Here is a 17,630-nt window from a genome sequence, read left to right as displayed (position 1 = left end):
GTTCAGGGTCCTGGCTTTGTTGGCGGACATCCTCTCACAGCCTGATGCGTCTTGCTCGTCTGTCTTCAGGCCGGACGAATCAGGCGCCCTGCCCCACGCCAGCCACGGCCCCGCCACGCGCCCGGCGCCGGGTCACCAGCACCCCCGAGCACACCACCAACACCGCCAGCACCATCGTCGAGACCACTTCCAGGCGATGATCCGGGCGGAACAGCATCAATACCAGTACACCGCTGATGAACAGGATCACCCCCCAGGTCAGCCACGGGAACAGCCACATGCGATAACCCAGTGTCTTGCCCTGTGCCGTCAGGCGCTGGCGCAGGCGCAGCTGGGAAATGGCGATGACCAGATACACCAGCAAGGCAATGGCACCGGAGCTTGCCATGAGGAAGCCAAATACCTGGGCCGGCACCAGGTAGTTGGCGATCACCGCCAGGAATGCAGCCCCCGTCGACAACAAGACTGCCACCACGGGTGTACCACTGCGGCTGGTTATCTGGGCACAGGCCGGGGCATCACCACGGCGGCTAAGCGAATAGACCATGCGCGAGGCGGTGTACAGCGACGAGTTGAGGCAGCTGGTCACCGACGTCAGCACCACGAAGTCGATGATGGCCTTGGCATTTGGCACGCCGAGGGTGTCCAGCACCGTGACATAAGAGCCTTCGGTCGCCAGGCGTGGGTCGGTCCACGGTACCAGTGCGATGACGATGAAGATCGACAGGATGTAGAACAGCGTTATCCGCCAGATCACCGAATTGGTAGCCTTGGAAATATGCTTGCCCGCCTCGTCGGATTCAGCCGCAGCAATGGTCACCACCTCGGCCCCGAGGAACGAGAACATGGTGATCAGCATCGCGCTCAGCACCGCACCAAAGCCGTTGGGCATGAAGCCCCCCGTATCCCACAAACGCGAGACGCCGCTGACGCCGGACCCCGGCAACAGGCCGAAAATGGCGCAAACACCCAGGGCGATGAAGCTGACGATGGCCACCACCTTGACCAGTGCCAACCAGAACTCGAACTCACCGTAATTCTTCACGCTGAACAGGTTGGTGGCCGTCAGCAGCAACGTGATCACCAACGACAACACCCAGATCTCCAGCTGCGGGACCCAGGAGTTGATGATGGTAGCGGCGATATTGGCCTCGATCGGAATGATCAGCACCCAGAACCACCAGTACAGCCAACCGATGGTGTAACCGGCCCATTTGCCGATGGCGAGGTCAGCGTAGGTTGAAAACGAGCCGGTGTCCGGGGAGGCAACAGCCATTTCAGCCAGCATTCGCATGACCAGCACCACCAGGCCGCCCGCCAGGATATAGGCCAGGATGGTGGCAGGCCCCGCTTCGGCGATGGCGCGGCCAGAGCCGACAAACAGCCCGGCGCCGATCACGCCGGCAATGGACAGCATGGTGACATGCCGGGATTTCAATCCATGACTCAAATTGTTCTTGTGGGTTTGCATGGCGCTACCTTGTTGTTTTTGTCATGCCCACGCAGGGGCCGCCGGCTGCACGTCACCGACGCAGGCGCGAAAAAAGCCCGCCCTGCCCTGAATGGTGAGCAGGGCAGTACGGGTTGAGTAAAACGAAACCGCAGAAGGTGTTACCGGGGGGTCAGCTGGCGGCCCTATGGTTGGCCGACCGGTCGGCCTTGGGGAAGCTGCCGCCCTGCAGGCCAACCTGCTCGCACACTTTCTCGACGATGTAGGCGCCGATCGGTATGGCCGAGGTCGCGGCTGGCGACGGTGCGTTGCACACGTTGACACTGCGCGCGGTGTTGACGAACAGGAAATCGTCGATCAGCTTGCCGTCGCGCGACACCGCCTGGGCACGCACGCCGGCCGGGTAAGGCGTGAGGTCGGCTTTGGTTATGCTCGGGCAGTACTTCTGCACCTGCTTGAGGTACCCACCCTTGAACAGCGAGTTCTTCATCTCGATCAGGCCCGGGCGGAAGTTCTTCGCCAGCACCTTGAGGATGCCGGGCGTGGTCAGGGTCTGGAACAGGTCGCTGGGGCTGACATCGGTCTTGCGGTAGCCCTCGCGCTTCATCGCCAGCACAGCGTTGGGGCCTACGGTGACGGTGCCATCGATCATGCGGGTCAGGTGCACCCCCAGGAAGGGCATCGACGGGTCGGGAATCGGGTAGATCAGGTGGTTGACGATCTGATTGTGCTGCTTGGGCAGCAAGTAGTATTCGCCACGGAACGGGCAGATCACGAACTCGGTACGCAGCCCGAGCATGCCCACCACGCGGTCAGCCATCAGCCCCGAGCAGGTCACCAGGAAACGGCTGCGCAATTCATCACGCTGGGTGCGCACGATCACTTCATTTGCCTGTTCCTGCAGGCCGACCACTTCGGCGCCATAGCGGATTTCGCCACCGGCACGCTGGAACTCTGCGGCCATCGCAGCAGTCACCTGGGCGTAATTGACGATGCCGCTGGACGGCACGAAGATGCCCCCCATACCGACGATGTTGGGCTCACGCTCGCGCAACTCGTCAGCCGACAGCCAGTAGCGTTCCAGGCCATTGGCCGCCGTACGCTCCCACAGCGCCTTCATGCGCTGCATTTCCAGATCGTTGGTGGCTACCAGCAGCTTGCCGCACTCATCGAAGCGAATGCCGTGCTGGGTGCAGAAGGCTTTGGTCGCCTTGTTGCCTTCCAGGCAGAAGCGCGCCTTGAGGCTGCCGGGGGTGTAATACACGCCGGCGTGGATCACGCCGCTGTTATGGCCGGTCTGATGGCGGGCCGGGCCAGACTCTTTCTCCAGCAGGAGCATCTTCGCGTCCGGGTAGACCTTGATCAGGTGCATGGCCGTGGACATGCCCACAATCCCGCCGCCAATAATGATGAAATCGTACACAGCCTTACCTCACACGCAGGCATTGCCTGGCAGGCTCACCAAAGCCCGCACGGGGCCTGGTGGCATAGTTTTGTGCAAAAACGCGTGGGCGGGCGCCCGCCCCGCGCCCTGTCATTATTGCCCGCGCTGGTACAGCGGCTTGGGGAAGGCGACGTAACCACGCTGGCGCATCAGTTCGCGGCGCAGGCCCTCGTGCGGGGTGAAGCGATCGCGGCCATGCAGCCAGAACAGGTTGTTGATCAGCAGGAAACTGCCTACGCCTACCGGTACCGAGACCTTCTTGCCGCTGCCTTCCAGCGACTCGGACAAGGCGTTCAGCCAGATACCTTCCTCGTAGTTTTCCGGCTGCACGAACTGGTCAATGTAGCGCATGGTCGGCCGGCCTTCGGCATCAGTGTCGAATACCGAATGGAACACATCTTCGGCAACCTTTTTGCTCGGCGGTGCGGTCCAGCGCATTTCGCGGCGGGCCAGAGGGTGACGGAAGAACGCCTCGCACTGCTCCCAGTCGTCCAGGTGCAGCAGCAGCGAGTTGCCGCCTTCCATGTTCTTTTCGTCGATCTTCAGCATCAGCACGTAGTCGGTGATCTGGTTCACGAACGTGCCGTCGTTGTGCAGCTCCATGACCCGGTGGGGCTGGCGCAGGTAGCTGTCGGAGTTGTCGCTGTTGACCACCACGAAGCGCGCATAGAACTGGCCACTCATGGCGTCATAGTTGGAACGGCCGATCAGGTGAGCGCAGGCGGTGGTGAACTTGACCATGTCCTCGGCCTGGCTCACGTCATCCAGGCCGATCGGGGTGATCAGCATACCGCCTGTGGCACGGTCGAGGATGGTGTTGAGCAGCACCGGACGCAGCGTGCCCTGGCACAGCTCGTCAAGGATTTCGCCTACACGAAAACGCAGGAACGACTTGTACTCCAATGCCTGCACCGGCCATTGGGCAACGGCCTGCACGAACGCTTCGACGGTTTCCCGGGCAAAGGTCAGTTCCAGCAGGCGCGGCGACTGTTTCGAGGGGGCGATGGTGTAGCCCTGCGGTTCGAGAGGCAGTGGCATGACAAGTTCGTCGATCTGCGTAAAGGCGTTCATGGCAGTGTCCTGGCTAAAAAGTAGGTGGCGCCGTCCGGTCATGACCTGGATCAGTGCGGGCGAGATAAAAATATCGCCACTAACTTAAAATGTCTACATTTTTATGTTTCAGCGACAATTATCGTGTTTGTCCATTGTTTTTCGTCGGCAGAGGGTTTCGGTATGATCGGCAAAACGTTTTGAGGAACAGGATCTTGGAAGCGCTCGCCCCCCGACAAAACTCAGCATTCAGCGGGTATGAGAGGCTCAAGAAGGACATCATCCGCGGGGTGTTCAAGCCCGGTGAAAAGCTGTTGATGAGCACCCTCAAGGAACGCTACGACCTGGGTGTGGGCCCGCTGCGCGAAGCACTGTCGCAACTGGTGGCCGAGCACCTGGTCAACGCGATCAGCCAGAAAGGCTACCGGGTAGCGCCCATGTCGCTGGATGAGATGAACGACATCTACGACGCCCGCGCCAACCTGGAAGCGATGATCATTGCCTTGGCCATCGAGCGCGGCGATGACGCCTGGGAGGCATCGGTGCTGGCCCACTCGCATACCTTGGCCAAGGTGGTGGAAGTAAAAACCCGCGAGCAGCGGCTGGATGTGTGGGACGAGCGGCACAAGGCGTTCCATACTGCCATTGCCTCGGGCTGCGGCTCCAAGCACCTGCTGCAGGCACGCACCTACCTGTTCGACCAGGCCGAGCGCTACCGCCACCTGTGGCTGACGCAGACGGTGTTTTCCGAAGAGGCGCTGGCGCTCAAGCGCCAGGAGCATGCGGCACTGGTCGAGGTGATCCTCGCCCGGGATGCCAAAACCGCCAGCGCCATGATGCGCTCGCACCTGATGACACCGGTACCGATCATTGCGCAGATCATGCACGCCGAAGGCATCGGTGCCCGCTAGATGAATTTTTCTTAAATCGCCGGTTGTCTATTCTTTGGCACAATCAGATCTCCATTAGATGCCCAGGAACCAGCATGCCTCGCGTACTGACCATCGAAGACGACGCCGTCACCGGCCAGGAAATCGTCGCCGAACTGACCAGCCACGGTCTGGAAGTGGATTGGGCCGACAATGGCCGTGAAGGCCTGGCCAAAGCCATTGCGGGCGGCTACGACCTGATCACCCTGGACCGCATGCTGCCCGAGGTCGACGGCCTGACCATCGTCACCACCCTGCGCAACCTCAAGATCGCTACGCCGATCCTGATGATCAGCGCCCTCTCCGACGTCGATGAGCGGGTGCGCGGCCTGCGTGCCGGCGGAGACGACTACCTGACCAAGCCGTTCGCCTCCGACGAAATGGCCGCGCGAGTCGAGGTATTGCTGCGCCGTAACAGCGTACCCACGACCCAGACCCGCTTGCAGGTTGCCGATCTGCAGCTGGACCTGATCAGCCACGAAGCGCGCCGCGGTGACAACACCCTCAACCTGTTGCCCACCGAGTACAAGCTGCTGGAGTACCTGATGCGCCACAGCGGCCAGGTGATCACGCGGATGATGATTTTCGAGGAAGTCTGGGGCTATCACTTCGACCCGGGCACCAACCTGATCGACGTGCACATCGGCCGCCTGCGCAAGAAGATCGACTCACCCGGCCAGTCGCCGCTGATCCGTACGGTACGGGGCTCCGGCTATGCCATTGCTGAACCCGTCTAAAGGCTGGAGTTCTTCTACCAGCCGCCTGCTGGCGCTGTACAGCTTTCTGTTCGTGGCCTGGAGCAGCATCCTCATGGGGGTGCTGTACTTCGAGGTCTCCAGCTACCTGAACAAACTCACCCGTCATTCCATGCTGCAGCGCCAGCACCTGTTCGCCCACATGAGCGGCAAGCAACTGGACGACGCCCTGATTGCCAGCCAGGCCTTCGAGGAGCGCAGCTTTGACGCCTACGGCCTGTTCGATAGCCAGCTCAACCCGATTGGCGGCACCGTGCGAGCCCTGCCCCCAGAGCTCAGACTGGATGGCAAGATCCATGAGCTGGAACGCTGCCTGGATGCCGACGACCCACGCATGCCCCGCGACAGCTGCGACGCGGTGGCAATCAAGGTACAGGATGGCCGGTGGCTGGTGCTGGTGCGTGACAATGGCTCGCTGTTCGTGGTTACCCGAATCATCCTGCACGCCCTGCTCTGGGGCATCTCGCTGACCCTGATCCCGGGTTTTGCCGGTTGGTACCTGCTACGGCGCAGGCCGCTCAAGCGTATACGGGCGATCCAGGCCCAGGCCGAACTGATCGTCGCCGGCGACCTGACCCACCGCCTGCCACTGTCGGCCCGCCGCGACGAGCTGGACATGCTTGCGGCGATCGTCAATGCCATGCTCGACCGTATCGAACGGCTGATGCATGAGGTCAAGGGTGTGTGCGACAACATTGCCCATGACCTGCGCACACCGCTGACCCGCCTGCGCGCCCAGCTGTACCGTATTCGCCAGCAAAGCGACGTGGATTCTGCGCAAGCCGAAGCGCTGGACCAGGCCATTGGCGAAACCGACACCTTGATGGCGCGCTTTCGCGGGTTGTTGCGCATCAGCGAGCTGGAAGACCGCCAGCGCCGCGCCGGCTTCATCCAGCTTGACCCGCATGAGCTGCTGGTAGAACTGCATGATTTTTACCTGCCATTGGCCGAGGATGGCGGCATTCAACTGCAATTGCACCAACCTGCGCAGCTACCGGCGTTGCACGGCGACCGCGAACTGCTGTTCGAGGCCTTGGCGAATCTGGTGGGCAACGCGATCAAGTTCACGCCCGAGGGTGGTCGGGTGCGCATCACCGCCACGCAGGATGACAGCGGCGTGCACATGGCGATCGAGGATAGCGGGCCTGGTATTCCCGAAGCCGAGCGCACGGCTGTACTGAAACGGTTCTATCGCAGCGATGAGGGCCACCGCCATGCCGGCTTCGGGCTGGGGTTGTCGATCGTGGCAGCGATCGTCGACCTGCATGGGTTCGGGCTGGAGATCGGCGAAAGCGAACTGGGTGGGGCCAGGCTGGTATTGCACTGCCCGCTTGCGGGTCTAGGCAAATAAAAGCTGGGGCTGCTTTGCGGCCCTTCGCGGGCATGCCCGCTCCCACAGGATTGGCGCGACATTTCAAGTGTGCGCTATCCCTGTGGGAGGCCACCGCCATGCGGCTTCGGGCTGGAGATCGGCGAAAGCGAATTGGGTGGGGCCAGGCTGGTATTGCACTGCCCGCTTGCGGGCCTAGGCAAATAAAAGCTGGGGCCGCTTTGCGGCCCTTCGCGGGCATGCCCGCTCCCACAGAGATAGCGCACACTTGAAATGTCGCGCCAACCTGTGGGAGCGGGCATGCCCGCGAAGGGCTGCAACGCAGCCCCAGTTGCTTTAGTCAGCCAGGCGCCAGGTAGTCGTGCCCTTGCTGTCTTCCAGCACTACACCCATGGCGGTCAGCTGATCGCGAATGCGGTCGGACTCGGCCCAGTTCTTGTCCGCACGCGCCTTCAGGCGCGCCTGGATCAAGCCCTCGACTTCAGCCGCATCGACCTTGCCTTCGGCACCAGCACGCAGGAAGTCATCGGCCTCCAGTTGCAGCACACCCAGCACATCACCCAGCTCGCGCAGTCGACCGGCCAGGCCAGCAGCAGCCTCCACGTCGCTGTCGCGCAGGCGGTTGATCTCGCGCACCAGGTCGAACAGGACGGCACAGGCTTCGGGGGTGCCGAAGTCGTCGTTCATCGCCACGCTGAAGCGCTCGACAAACGCTTCGCCACCCTTGGCCGCCACCCGTGGCAGGCCGCGCAGGGCGTGGTAGAAGCGCTCCAGCGCGCCCTTGGCGTCACGCAGGCTGTCTTCCGAGTAGTTGATCGCGCTGCGGTAGTGGCTGGCCACCAGCAGGTAGCGCACCACCTCCGGGTGGTACTTCTCGAGCACGTCGCGGATGGTGAAGAAGTTGTTCAACGACTTGGACATCTTCTCGCCGTTGATACGGATCATGCCGCAATGCATCCAGGCGTTGGCGTACTGCTTGCCGGTGGCCGCCTCGCTCTGGGCAATCTCGTTCTCGTGGTGCGGGAATTCCAGGTCGCTGCCGCCACCGTGAATGTCGAAGCTCTCGCCCAGGCAGCAGGTGGACATGACCGAGCACTCGATGTGCCAGCCCGGGCGACCCGGGCCCCATGGCGATTCCCAGCTCGGCTCGCCCGGCTTGACGCCCTTCCACAGGACGAAGTCGAGCGGGTCCTGCTTGGCTTCGTCGACCTCGATGCGTGCACCGATACGCAGGTCTTCGATCTTCTTGCGCGACAGCTTGCCGTAGCCAACGAACTTGCCAACCCGGTAGTACACGTCGCCATTGCCTGGCGCGTAGGCGTACCCCTTGTCGATCAACGTCTGGATCATCGCGTGCATGCCGGCGATATGGTCGGTGGCACGCGGCTCCTGGTCTGGCGGCAGAATGTTCAGGCGGCGCTCGTCTTCGTGCATCGCGTCGATCATGCGGGCAGTCAGGGCGTCGAAACTTTCGCCGTTCTCGTTGGCCCGGTTGATGATCTTGTCATCGATGTCGGTAATGTTGCGCACGTAGGTCAGCTCATAGCCACTCTTGCGCAGCCAGCGGGTGACCAGGTCGAAGGCCACCATGCTGCGGCCATGGCCCAGGTGGCAGTAGTCGTACACGGTCATGCCGCACACGTACATGCGCACCTTGTTGCCATCCAGCGGCTTGAAGGTTTCCTTCGCTTTGCTCAGGGTGTTGTAGATGGTAAGCACGGCGGTTCCTCAGCTGCCCCAGGAGTCACGCAGGGTGACAGTGCGGTTGAACACCGGGCGGCCCGGCTGGCTGTCTTTCAGGTCGGCGCAGAAGTAGCCTTCGCGCTCGAACTGGAAGCGGTCCTCGGGCTGCGCCTGGGCCAGCGACGGCTCGGCACGGCAACCGCTGAGCACTTGCAGCGAAGCAGGGTTGATGTTGTCCAGGAAGCTGCCGCCCTCCTCGGTCTTTTCCGGGTTCGGCGAGCGGAACAGGCGGTCGTACAGGCGCACTTCGCACTCGACGCTGCCTTCGGCCGGCACCCAGTGGATCACGCCCTTGACCTTGCGGCCTTCAGGGTTCTTGCCCAGGGTGTCGGGGTCGTACGAGCAACGCAGTTCGACGATGTTGCCGTCGGCGTCCTTGATCGCTTCGTCAGCACGAATCACGTAGCTGCCGCGCAGGCGCACTTCACCGGCCGGTTCCAGGCGCTTGTAGCCCTTCGGCGGCTCTTCCATGAAGTCGTCGCGGTCGATGTACAGCTCGCGGGAGAACGGCAGCACACGCACGCCCATGTCTTCCTTCGGGTGACGTGGCAGCTCAAGCTGCTCGACCTGGCCTTCCGGGTAGTTGGTGATGACCACCTTCAGCGGGCGCAGCACGCACATCGCGCGTGGCGCGGTGCGGTCCAGGTCGTCACGGATGCTGAACTCGAGCATCGACATGTCGACCACACCGTCGGAACGGTTGGTGCCGATCATTTCGCAGAAGTTGCGGATCGAAGCCGGCGTGTAGCCACGGCGACGGAAGCCGGACAGGGTCGACATGCGTGGGTCGTCCCAGGCGTCGACGTGCTTCTCGTCCACAAGCTGCTTGAGCTTGCGCTTGGAGGTAATGGTGTAGTTCAGGTTCAGGCGACTGAACTCGTACTGGCGCGGGTGTGCCGGCACCGGCAGGTTGTCGAGGAACCAGTCGTACAGCGGACGATGCCCTTCGAACTCCAGGGTGCAGATCGAGTGGGTAATGCCCTCGATGGCATCCGACTGGCCGTGGGTGAAGTCGTAGTTGGGGTAGATGCACCACTTGTCGCCGGTCTGGTGGTGGTGGGCATGACGAATGCGGTACAGGATAGGGTCGCGCAGGTTCATGTTTGGCGAGGCCATGTCGATCTTGGCCCGCAGCACACGCTCGCCGTCCTTGAACTCGCCGGCCTTCATGCGGGCGAACAGGTCGAGGTTTTCTTCCACGCTGCGCTCGCGGAACGGGCTGTTCTTGCCCGGTTCCTTGAGGTTGCCGCGGTATTCCTTGGCTTGCTCGGGAGTAAGGTCGCAGACGTAGGCCTTGCCGCGCTTGATCAGCTCGACCGCCCAGTCGTGCAGCTGGTCGAAGTAGTCGGAGGCGTAACGCACGTCGCCGCCCCACTCGAAGCCCAGCCATTTGACATCGCTCTGGATGGCGTCGATGTACTCCTGGTCTTCCTTGGCCGGGTTGGTATCGTCGAAACGCAGGTGGCAGACGCCGCCGAATTCCTTGGCCAGGCCGAAGTTGACGCAGATCGACTTGGCGTGGCCGATGTGCAGGTAACCATTGGGCTCCGGCGGGAAACGGGTGACGATGCTGCTGTGCTTGCCCGAGTCCAGGTCGGCCTGGATGATCGGCCGCAGGAAGTTCGCAGGGACAGCGGGGGCGCCTTTGGCAGCGGCGTTGGGCGCGTTGTCGGCAGTGGGCTTGCTCATAGGATCCTTGAATGCGTGTGTCCAGCCTGGGTAGGCCGATTGAATCAAAGGGCCTATCATAGCCGAAGCAGTCAAGCTGCTGACAGCCGCGCCCGGACAAACTGATGTGATTTATCACGGCTTTTTGCCGCAGCCTGGCAAAATGGCCAGTGCGCGCCATGTGTCGCGATCGCCTGATCCTGCGTCTGGTGATAACCCGCGCCCTGCGCACCCTAATTTCTGATTGCCTTGAAAGAGCGAGTTTCAGCATGTCCAAAGTCAAACTGAGCACCAACCACGGCGACATCGTCCTGCAACTGGACGCCGAGAAAGCGCCGCTGACTACCGAAAACTTCGTTCAGTACGTCAAGGACGGCCACTACAATGGCACCGTATTCCACCGTGTGATCAAAGGCTTCATGATCCAGGGCGGCGGCTTCGAGGCTGGCATGAGCCAGAAGAAAACCCGCGCCAGCATCCAGAACGAAGCCGACAACGGCCTGAAGAACAAGAAGTACAGCATTGCCATGGCCCGTACCATGGAGCCGCACTCCGCCTCGGCGCAGTTCTTCATCAACGCCTCCGACAACGACTTCCTCAACCACAGCGGCAAGAACGTGCAAGGCTGGGGTTATGCCGTATTCGGTGAAGTGATCGAAGGCCGTGAAGTGGTCGACGCCATCGAAAAAGTGGCCACCGGTTCCAAAGCTGGCCACCAGGACGTACCGAAGGACGACGTGATCATCGAGAAAGCCGAGATCATTGAGTGATTCTGCTGATCTCTGATCTGCACCTGCAAGAAGAACGCCCGGATATTTCCCGGGCGTTTCTTGATCTGCTCGATGGCCGCGCCCGCCACGCCAAGGCCCTGTACATCCTTGGTGACTTCTTCGAAGCGTGGATTGGCGACGATGCCATGACGCCCTTCCAGCAGTCGATCTGCCAGGCCATGCGCCGGCTGAGCGACAGTGGCACGGCCATCTACCTGATGCATGGCAACCGTGACTTCCTGATTGGCCAGGCCTTCTGCGATGCCGCTGGCTGCACCTTGTTGAGCGACCCCAGCGTGATCGAGCTGGGCGGTGAACAGGTGCTGCTGATGCACGGCGACACCCTGTGCACCCGCGACCTGGGCTACATGAAGATGCGCCGCCTGCTGCGCAATCCGCTGAGCTTGTGGATCCTGCGCCACCTGCCGCTGTCGGCCCGCTACAAGCTGGCCCGCAAGCTGCGCAGCGAAAGCCGCACGCAAGTGCGGATGAAGTCCACCGAAATCGTCGACGTCACGCCGGAAGAAGTCCCCAAGGTGATGGCGGCGCATGGCGTACGCACCTTGGTGCATGGCCATACCCATCGGCCAGCGATTCACAAGCTGATGGTCGATGGCCAGCCGGCACGGCGTATCGTGCTGGGCGACTGGGACCGCCGCGGTTGGGCCTTGCAGGTTGACGAACAGGGCTTTCAGTTGGCGCCGTTCGAGTTTTCCTGACATTACAGGGTCTCGCGGGCAAGCCCGCAGGCCCCTGTAGGAGCGGGTTTACCCGCGAATGGGCCGGCGCAGGCTGACGCCTCAGGGCTGGCTGACTACCGCCCCCTTGTCCCGCTCACTGATCACCACTTCCCGGTACTCAGGGTCTGCCTTGATCTGCGCCTCGGTAAACGGGATCAGCGCCAGTTGCTTGGCCGCAAATGCCTTGGTCTGGTCACTGGCATGCGCCGAAGCCTTCTCACTCGACTGGGAAAACGCAAGCAGGCCACGGGCTTCTGGCCCCTTGTCGGTAAAGCTGACCAGTTGCAGGTAGCTGGTGCCACTCACCACCAGCCGCTTGCCCTGCCCGTGCGGCACGCTGTAGATCGCGTTGTACACCCCTAGCGCCTGCGGGCCGCCCGGTACCGGCGTACCATCAAGGGCCTGTTGCACCTGCCCCCAGCGCGCTTCCCCGGCCACGCCACTTTCACTGACCTGCTTGAGCGACGCCAGTGCTGCCTGATGAACCAGCCTGCTTACCGCCGCCTGCTCGACAGCCAGGCCGCGCGGGGTGTGCTGCGGGTCGGCCGGGTTGAATGCCACTCGCCAGCTTTCCGGGTGCTCGGCCAGCGCATTGAACAGGTTCTGGAAGTGCACCAGGCCCATACCACTGTCGAGGTCGGCCTTGCCGTTCCAGGCGGCCAGGCTGCTGCACACGGCCTGCACATCTGCGCCGGCGCCCTTGCACCATTGCAGCAGGTCTGGCAATACCAGGCTGGCCAGGTACACCTCGTCATCGGTGACCATGCGCTGCAATTCATCTACACCTAACCGGGCTTTGCCCTGCAGGCGTTGCAAGGCAAAGCGGCCACGCATGCCCAGTGGTTGGTCATTGCGGCTGACCAGTGGCGAGTAGCCGGTCAGCGGCTGCGCCGGGTTGGCCATCCAGGCCGGGTCGTTGGAGTTCTGTACGAAGTCTTCACGCTCCAGGCTTGGCAGCAGCCGCGCCGGGAAGATGCCCGGTTGCGCCGCCTGCGCGTCAACCTTCCACTGGCATGCGCTACGCGAGCCGTCCAGCACCACCAGGCGCCCTTGCGCCTGCGGGTTGCTGCAGGTATCCAATAGTTGCTGGTCAACATAGGGCACTACCGACTGGTTCAGGTACAAGGCCCGACCTCCCTGATCCACGGCCAGCGTGTTGACCCAAGGGATACCTTGCAACTGCTCGACCGATCCCTTCAATGCCGCCAGGCTGTCGGCTCGGTTGATCTGGAACCACTGCTGCAACACCCGCGAGTTCTCAAGGTTGGCGTCTCGCACGCTGTAGGCTGCCTGCGCGTCCCAGTCCAGGCGGCCTGGCCATTGCACCACCGGGCCGAACTGCGAACTGTAGACCTGCCGCTCAATCTGGCTCAGGCTGCCATCCGTGCCTTTGACCGCGACACGGATGGTTTGCCGGGCCATCGGCAGCGACTTGCCATCGAGCACATAGCGGGTCGGGTCTTTGGGGTCGAGTTGCAGGCGGTAGAGCGTGAAGTGCTTGGAGGTGTCGACGGTGTGCGTCCACGCCAGGTGCTGGTTGAAACCAATGTTGACCACCGGCAGGCCTGGTAACGCCGCGCCCATCACATCGAGCTGACCGGGAATGGTCAGTTGCATCTGGTAGAAGCGCATGCCGCCCATCCACGGGAAGTGCGGGTTGGCCAGCAACAGGCCGCGGCCATTGGCTGAGCGCTGCGCGCCTACTGCCACTGCATTGCTGCCACGCTCCGCGGCGAACCGCTCCTGCCGGACCAGCGCGGTGGCAAAGCCCGCTGACGATTGCTGACCGGCCAGCGTTGGCGGTTGCGCCCCTGCCAACGCCTCGACGAACTGCCCGACACCGCCTTCGGCCAGTAACCGGCGGGTCAGTTTGACCAGATCCTGGCTGCTGATGGGGCGCACCCACTCACCATCGCCACACTCGGCGGGCAGCCCTTGACGACGGCGTTCGACCAACGCCCGGTTGTAGCCGCTGGCGTAACCCGCCAGCAATGCCTGCACCGGCGCGGGTTGCGCCTGCAGGAAGGCATCGACCGCCGCTGGGCTATTGAGCCAGGTGAAGAACAGGTCGCTGGCCAGGTTGTCACGCTGCTCCAGGGTCTGGCCCTTGGCGCCGAAATAACGTGAGCGCTCACCGCTCACGGTCAGCACTTCATTGGCGAGCAGGCATAGGTTGTCCTGGGCGTAGGCATAGCCCACGCCATAGCCCAGGCCACGCTCATCCTTGGCCACGATATGCGGTACGCCGTAACGGGTGTAACGGATCTGGGCACTGGCATCGGCTGGCGCGGGCTGCGCCTGCACACCGACGCTGAAGGCCACCAGGGCAGCGGCCAGGCCGGCGCAGGTCATGGGACGGCAAAGTGGAAACACGGGCACTCCTCGGGTTCGGGGGTCATCCCGATCAGACGAATGGCCAGATGAATATTTTACGTATTACAAGGCGATGGAACGTCTTGATGAGAAACAGGCATTTTTTTCACGAATGGGTTGCAGTTTTTGCGTGCTCATTCGTCCTAGTAAGTGAGCCACCCACATTTCGGGTTCGTCCACGAAAAGGAGCATTCGCATGTACAACCCGCAAACCTCGGTCCAGGCCGGGCGCGTCCCAGGCAAAACGTCCAAGGGACAGGACGTGTTTGCCGAAGAACGAATCGGCAATGAACAGATCCGCGAGCTGTTGCGCACCTTCGGCCTGCGCACCAGCCTGATCCGCCTCAAGGTTATCGACGCCTTGCACGCCGCCGACCGCAATGGCCGCAGTATTGGCGTGCGCGGGGTGCACGCACAACTGGAACAACTGGATATCCCGCTGTCGTTCCTCAGTGTGCGTGAAGTGCTCAAGCGCCTGTGCACCGAAGGCGTCATACAACTGGGTAGCGACAAGTGCTACAGGCTTAACCCCCAGGCGCGCGCCGTACTGGAGCAAACACCCTCGCGTTGAGCGCATGGCCGGCCATACCTGGCCGGCCCGCGCAGATCAGGGCTTGACCTTGCGCCGCAGAATGCCGTTGATCACCACGACCACCACGGCAATGGCGATGGCCAGCATCTGGAAGGTCTGCTCACTGATCGTGCCCTGCTTCTGCAGGTGGGACAGGCCCAGCATCAGGCCCAGTACCACCAGGATGATCAGAAGTGAATATTTGAGGCGCTGCACGTGTGTCATCGAATGTTCCTTGCAACATCAGGGGCAAATGGCTCGCAACGAGCCGCGGCAATGATACAACGGTCACCGCCCCCGGCGCTGGATTTCCTGCTGGGTGGGGTGACGTCAGCCTGAAAGCATGGGGCTTCCTAGCACCCACGCCGGAGGCACCATGTACAAACCCCTGCTGTTCGCATCGCTGTTACTGACCCCGCTCTCCCTTCATGCACTGGACACCCAGCAGACGCCGACCGAACACCTGCTCGAACTGGGCCGCGAGTTGGCCACCCATGCCGGTGCCAGCCAATGGCAACAACTGTGGCAACGCGTACGCCAGGCCGGCTACCTGCAGACCGACGCCGCACCGGTACATTTCAGCGTGCCCACAGCCCGCTTGCCCGGCCTGGCCCGACAAACGCTGGCGCAGGCCGACCAGGCACAGCCACTGAATCAGACCCAGGTACTGTACCGCCGCCATTTTGCCGACCAGGTCATCGGCCAGCGCAACGGCCAGCCGTTGCACGCGCTGTGCCTGCTGGTCGATTGGCGCACGTTGCCGCCGGGCATGCGCGCCACCCCTCAAGCCTATCTGGGTAGCGCCAGTTTGCTGAGCAGCTACCCGTGCGATTGAGGGGTGCTGTACCCACTGCGCATCATCGCGAGCGCCCCGACAGGAAACCAGGAGGCGCAGCCAGATGTCCACGCCATTTCCTACAGCGCCAGATATCGCTGCCTGCAAATCCTGTTCACCGAAGCTACAACCCCCAACCCATATGCCGCCTAGCGACGCGCCTCGGCTGTCGCACAGAATTTGCTCACACCTTCGACACAACGCCGCGGGTGATCGGGTCGCACATCCCATCCACCCCGAAGGAGCGCCATATGCAAATGCCAGATTTGAGCCAGATCGATATCAGCCAACTGCCCCACTCGCTGCAGGCCCTGATCGACTGTATCGGCATCGAAAACGCCTACCAACTGACCTGCGCCTACGGCGGCAGGCCCAAGTACATCCCCAAGCACCGCGAGCGCACCAAGCTCGCTGACGTGCTGCCGGCCGAAGCGCTTGACGCACTGATCAAGCGCTTTGCCGGGGTCGCCCTGGAGATCCCCAAGGCTGACCACTTTCTGCGTCAGCTGCGCAACCAGCAGATCCAGAAGGAAAGCGCCAACGGTTTGTCCCGCAGCCTGCTGGCCAACAAGTACGGCCTGAGCCTGCGGCAGATCGGCAACATCCGGCGCCAGGAGCTTTGCGAGCGCTGACGCCCGAACACCTTGGCAGCTATTCGCGGCTGCCTTAACCCACTACACAGAGCGAGCTTCCCGATATGTCGATAGATAACAGCCTTATAGGCTCCGTGATCAATGCCCTGCCGATGGACCGCATGATCGCCGGTCCCTTGCAGGCCATGGTCCAGGCGCAGGTCACCGCCAGCAAATCGTACGCCGACTTCCTGATGCAGGTATGCGTCCAGGATGGCAAGGCAGTGGCCATCCAGTTCGACTACGACGAAACCATCGTCGACGAACAGGGCGAATACAAAGGCGTGGTCAGCAAGACCATGAAAGTGCCGCTGATGGCGGCCATTACCCACCCGAACATTTCCATCGAAGAGGGCACTGTAGAGTTCGAGCTGGTTATCAACCAGATGTCGGAAGATGTTTCCAGCAAGGACATGAATGCAGAAGTTACCGGCTCACTCGGATGGGGGCCGTTCAGGCTGAACGTGAAAGGCAGCGTGAGCCACAAATCCACGCAAACCCGCAAAACAGATACCCGCGCCCGCTATGCCTTCAACACGACCCTGAAGCGTCAGGAACCGCCCGAAGCGATGATGAGGGTAATCGAGTTCCTCACTGATGCCGCGACCAAGCCAACCGTTGTCCGAACCGCCGAACTGGAAAGCCCGGACGAAATATCCCAGGCGGATACCTTGAAACGGCCCGCGCCTGCGAACCTGGCGACCCCGTAAGACACTGGCACTTGACCCGACAGCCCCTCCTGCCGGTAGTGGGAGGGGCACACCCTGGCCTGAGGAGTCGAATCATTGCAAAAGCCCCCCGCCCCCATGACCTCCATTGACCTGCGTGAAATTACCCGTGGCCTGCAAGAAGCCGCCAGTGCCACCAACAGCCTGATTGCCCAGCAGTACATCAACCTGTTCGACCAGTTTTTCGAGTGCGACACCGAGGCGCTGGGCGCCCCCATGAAAGCCAAGATGGTCGAGGTGGCCATGGATGGGCAGCACATCATGCGCGTCCCCCTGTTTGCGCTGGTGTCACCGAAAGGCCTGGCCCTTGAGCGCATGCAGGTCGACCTGTCGGTAAGGGTCAAAGGCACCGAGGCGCAGCAGGCACTGCTGACCGCAAGCGAGAGCAAGGCCGCGAGCTTCAAGGTCACCATTGGCGGCCAAGGCCGTCAGGGCGAAAACCGCGACCCGGACGAAGTGCAGATCCGCATGCAGTTCCAGGCAAGCGAACCGCCAGAGGCCCTGAACCGGTTGATCGAGGAATACACCAACCTGATCGTCCCGGTACGCGCCACCACCCCACCACCCTCACCCGACACCAACGAGTTCATCGAGGCGGCCACCGTCCGTTGA

The 17,630-nt window shown here is 62.2% G+C and carries 17 protein-coding genes; 10 read left to right on the top strand and 7 right to left on the bottom strand.

All coding sequences use genetic code 11. From position 1 onward, the window contains the following. Window positions 1-79: 79 nt before the first annotated feature. The 3 genes from gabP to glaH all read right to left on the bottom strand — a co-directional run bounded on the left by gabP (window position 80) and on the right by glaH (window position 3,965). A complete protein-coding gene (gene gabP / locus C4Q27_RS25075) occupies window positions 80-1,471 on the bottom strand; it encodes a GABA permease (protein ID WP_064490700.1) in 1,392 nt (463 codons plus the stop codon). A 151-nt stretch (window positions 1,472-1,622) separates the two neighbouring features. Beyond that, window positions 1,623-2,873, bottom strand: a complete 1,251-nt coding sequence (gene lhgO, locus C4Q27_RS25070; RefSeq protein ID WP_064490701.1) for an L-2-hydroxyglutarate oxidase — start codon at window positions 2,871-2,873, stop codon at window positions 1,623-1,625. Window positions 2,874-2,987: 114 nt separating this feature from the next. Continuing rightward, window positions 2,988-3,965, bottom strand: coding sequence for a glutarate dioxygenase GlaH (gene glaH / locus C4Q27_RS25065; protein ID WP_010953811.1), 978 nt, complete (start codon window positions 3,963-3,965; stop codon window positions 2,988-2,990). A 194-nt stretch (window positions 3,966-4,159) separates the two neighbouring features. Here glaH and csiR point away from each other — a divergent pair, with 194 nt between their 5' ends. From csiR to C4Q27_RS25050, 3 genes are all read left to right on the top strand, one after another. After that, the gene (gene csiR / locus C4Q27_RS25060; RefSeq protein ID WP_010953810.1) at window positions 4,160-4,855 is read left to right on the top strand and encodes a DNA-binding transcriptional regulator CsiR; all 696 of its coding nucleotides are present in this window, start codon (window positions 4,160-4,162) and stop codon (window positions 4,853-4,855) included. 74 nt (window positions 4,856-4,929) lie between these two features. Further along, the gene (locus tag C4Q27_RS25055) at window positions 4,930-5,610 is read left to right on the top strand and encodes a response regulator transcription factor (protein WP_010953809.1); all 681 of its coding nucleotides are present in this window, start codon (window positions 4,930-4,932) and stop codon (window positions 5,608-5,610) included. Further along, window positions 5,588-6,979, top strand: coding sequence for a HAMP domain-containing sensor histidine kinase (locus C4Q27_RS25050; protein WP_104887523.1), 1,392 nt, complete (start codon window positions 5,588-5,590; stop codon window positions 6,977-6,979). The genes C4Q27_RS25055 and C4Q27_RS25050 overlap by 23 nt, the downstream gene beginning before the upstream one ends. Window positions 6,980-7,294: 315 nt before the next feature. On the opposite strand, the gene cysS is transcribed toward C4Q27_RS25050, so the two are convergent. Then, window positions 7,295-8,677 (bottom strand): cysteine--tRNA ligase, encoded by a 1,383-nt coding sequence (gene cysS, locus C4Q27_RS25045; protein WP_104887522.1) that lies wholly within the window; start codon window positions 8,675-8,677, stop codon window positions 7,295-7,297. Window positions 8,678-8,686: 9 nt separating this feature from the next. Continuing rightward, complete coding sequence (locus tag C4Q27_RS25040) at window positions 8,687-10,390, bottom strand: glutamine--tRNA ligase/YqeY domain fusion protein (protein WP_010953806.1); 1,704 nt, start codon at window positions 10,388-10,390, stop codon at window positions 8,687-8,689. A 248-nt stretch (window positions 10,391-10,638) separates the two neighbouring features. On the opposite strand from C4Q27_RS25040, the gene C4Q27_RS25035 reads away from it, so the two are divergent. Together C4Q27_RS25035 and C4Q27_RS25030 are read left to right on the top strand one after the other, a co-directional pair. After that, window positions 10,639-11,139 (top strand): peptidylprolyl isomerase, encoded by a 501-nt coding sequence (locus C4Q27_RS25035; RefSeq protein ID WP_010953805.1) that lies wholly within the window; start codon window positions 10,639-10,641, stop codon window positions 11,137-11,139. Continuing rightward, window positions 11,136-11,858: a UDP-2,3-diacylglucosamine diphosphatase gene (locus C4Q27_RS25030; protein ID WP_104887521.1), complete on the top strand. Its 723-nt coding sequence runs from the start codon at window positions 11,136-11,138 to the stop codon at window positions 11,856-11,858. Before C4Q27_RS25035 ends, C4Q27_RS25030 begins: the two co-directional genes overlap by 4 nt. Window positions 11,859-11,939: 81 nt before the next feature. Here the strand turns inward: C4Q27_RS25030 and C4Q27_RS25025 are convergent, their stop codons facing one another. Beyond that, window positions 11,940-14,231 (bottom strand): acylase, encoded by a 2,292-nt coding sequence (locus tag C4Q27_RS25025; RefSeq protein WP_177410046.1) that lies wholly within the window; start codon window positions 14,229-14,231, stop codon window positions 11,940-11,942. Between the two features lie 217 nt (window positions 14,232-14,448). Here C4Q27_RS25025 and C4Q27_RS25020 point away from each other — a divergent pair, with 217 nt between their 5' ends. Then, a complete protein-coding gene (locus C4Q27_RS25020; RefSeq protein ID WP_010953802.1) occupies window positions 14,449-14,823 on the top strand; it encodes a hypothetical protein in 375 nt (124 codons plus the stop codon). A 36-nt stretch (window positions 14,824-14,859) separates the two neighbouring features. Here C4Q27_RS25020 and C4Q27_RS25015 read toward each other — a convergent pair whose 3' ends face one another. Further along, window positions 14,860-15,048 (bottom strand): hypothetical protein, encoded by a 189-nt coding sequence (locus C4Q27_RS25015; protein WP_003248064.1) that lies wholly within the window; start codon window positions 15,046-15,048, stop codon window positions 14,860-14,862. 151 nt (window positions 15,049-15,199) lie between these two features. On the opposite strand from C4Q27_RS25015, the gene C4Q27_RS25010 reads away from it, so the two are divergent. The 4 genes from C4Q27_RS25010 (at window position 15,200) to C4Q27_RS24995 (ending at window position 17,630) form a co-directional block, all read left to right on the top strand. Further along, window positions 15,200-15,658 carry a hypothetical protein gene (locus C4Q27_RS25010; RefSeq protein WP_104887519.1) on the top strand — a complete coding sequence of 153 codons (459 nt, stop codon included), beginning with the start codon at window positions 15,200-15,202 and terminating at the stop codon, window positions 15,656-15,658. Between the two features lie 251 nt (window positions 15,659-15,909). Beyond that, window positions 15,910-16,290: a Mor transcription activator family protein gene (locus C4Q27_RS25005; RefSeq protein WP_010953799.1), complete on the top strand. Its 381-nt coding sequence runs from the start codon at window positions 15,910-15,912 to the stop codon at window positions 16,288-16,290. Between the two features lie 65 nt (window positions 16,291-16,355). Next, a complete protein-coding gene (locus tag C4Q27_RS25000; RefSeq protein ID WP_064490732.1) occupies window positions 16,356-17,000 on the top strand; it encodes a DUF2589 domain-containing protein in 645 nt (214 codons plus the stop codon). A 75-nt stretch (window positions 17,001-17,075) separates the two neighbouring features. Further along, a complete protein-coding gene (locus C4Q27_RS24995) occupies window positions 17,076-17,630 on the top strand; it encodes a DUF2589 domain-containing protein (protein ID WP_010953797.1) in 555 nt (184 codons plus the stop codon).

It is taken from the genome of Pseudomonas sp. SWI36, from assembly GCF_002948105.1.
GTDB lineage: Bacteria > Pseudomonadota > Gammaproteobacteria > Pseudomonadales > Pseudomonadaceae > Aquipseudomonas > Aquipseudomonas alloputida.
The sequence above is the reverse complement of the archived record's forward strand: the minus strand, read 5'-3'. Positions and strand labels throughout refer to the sequence as shown.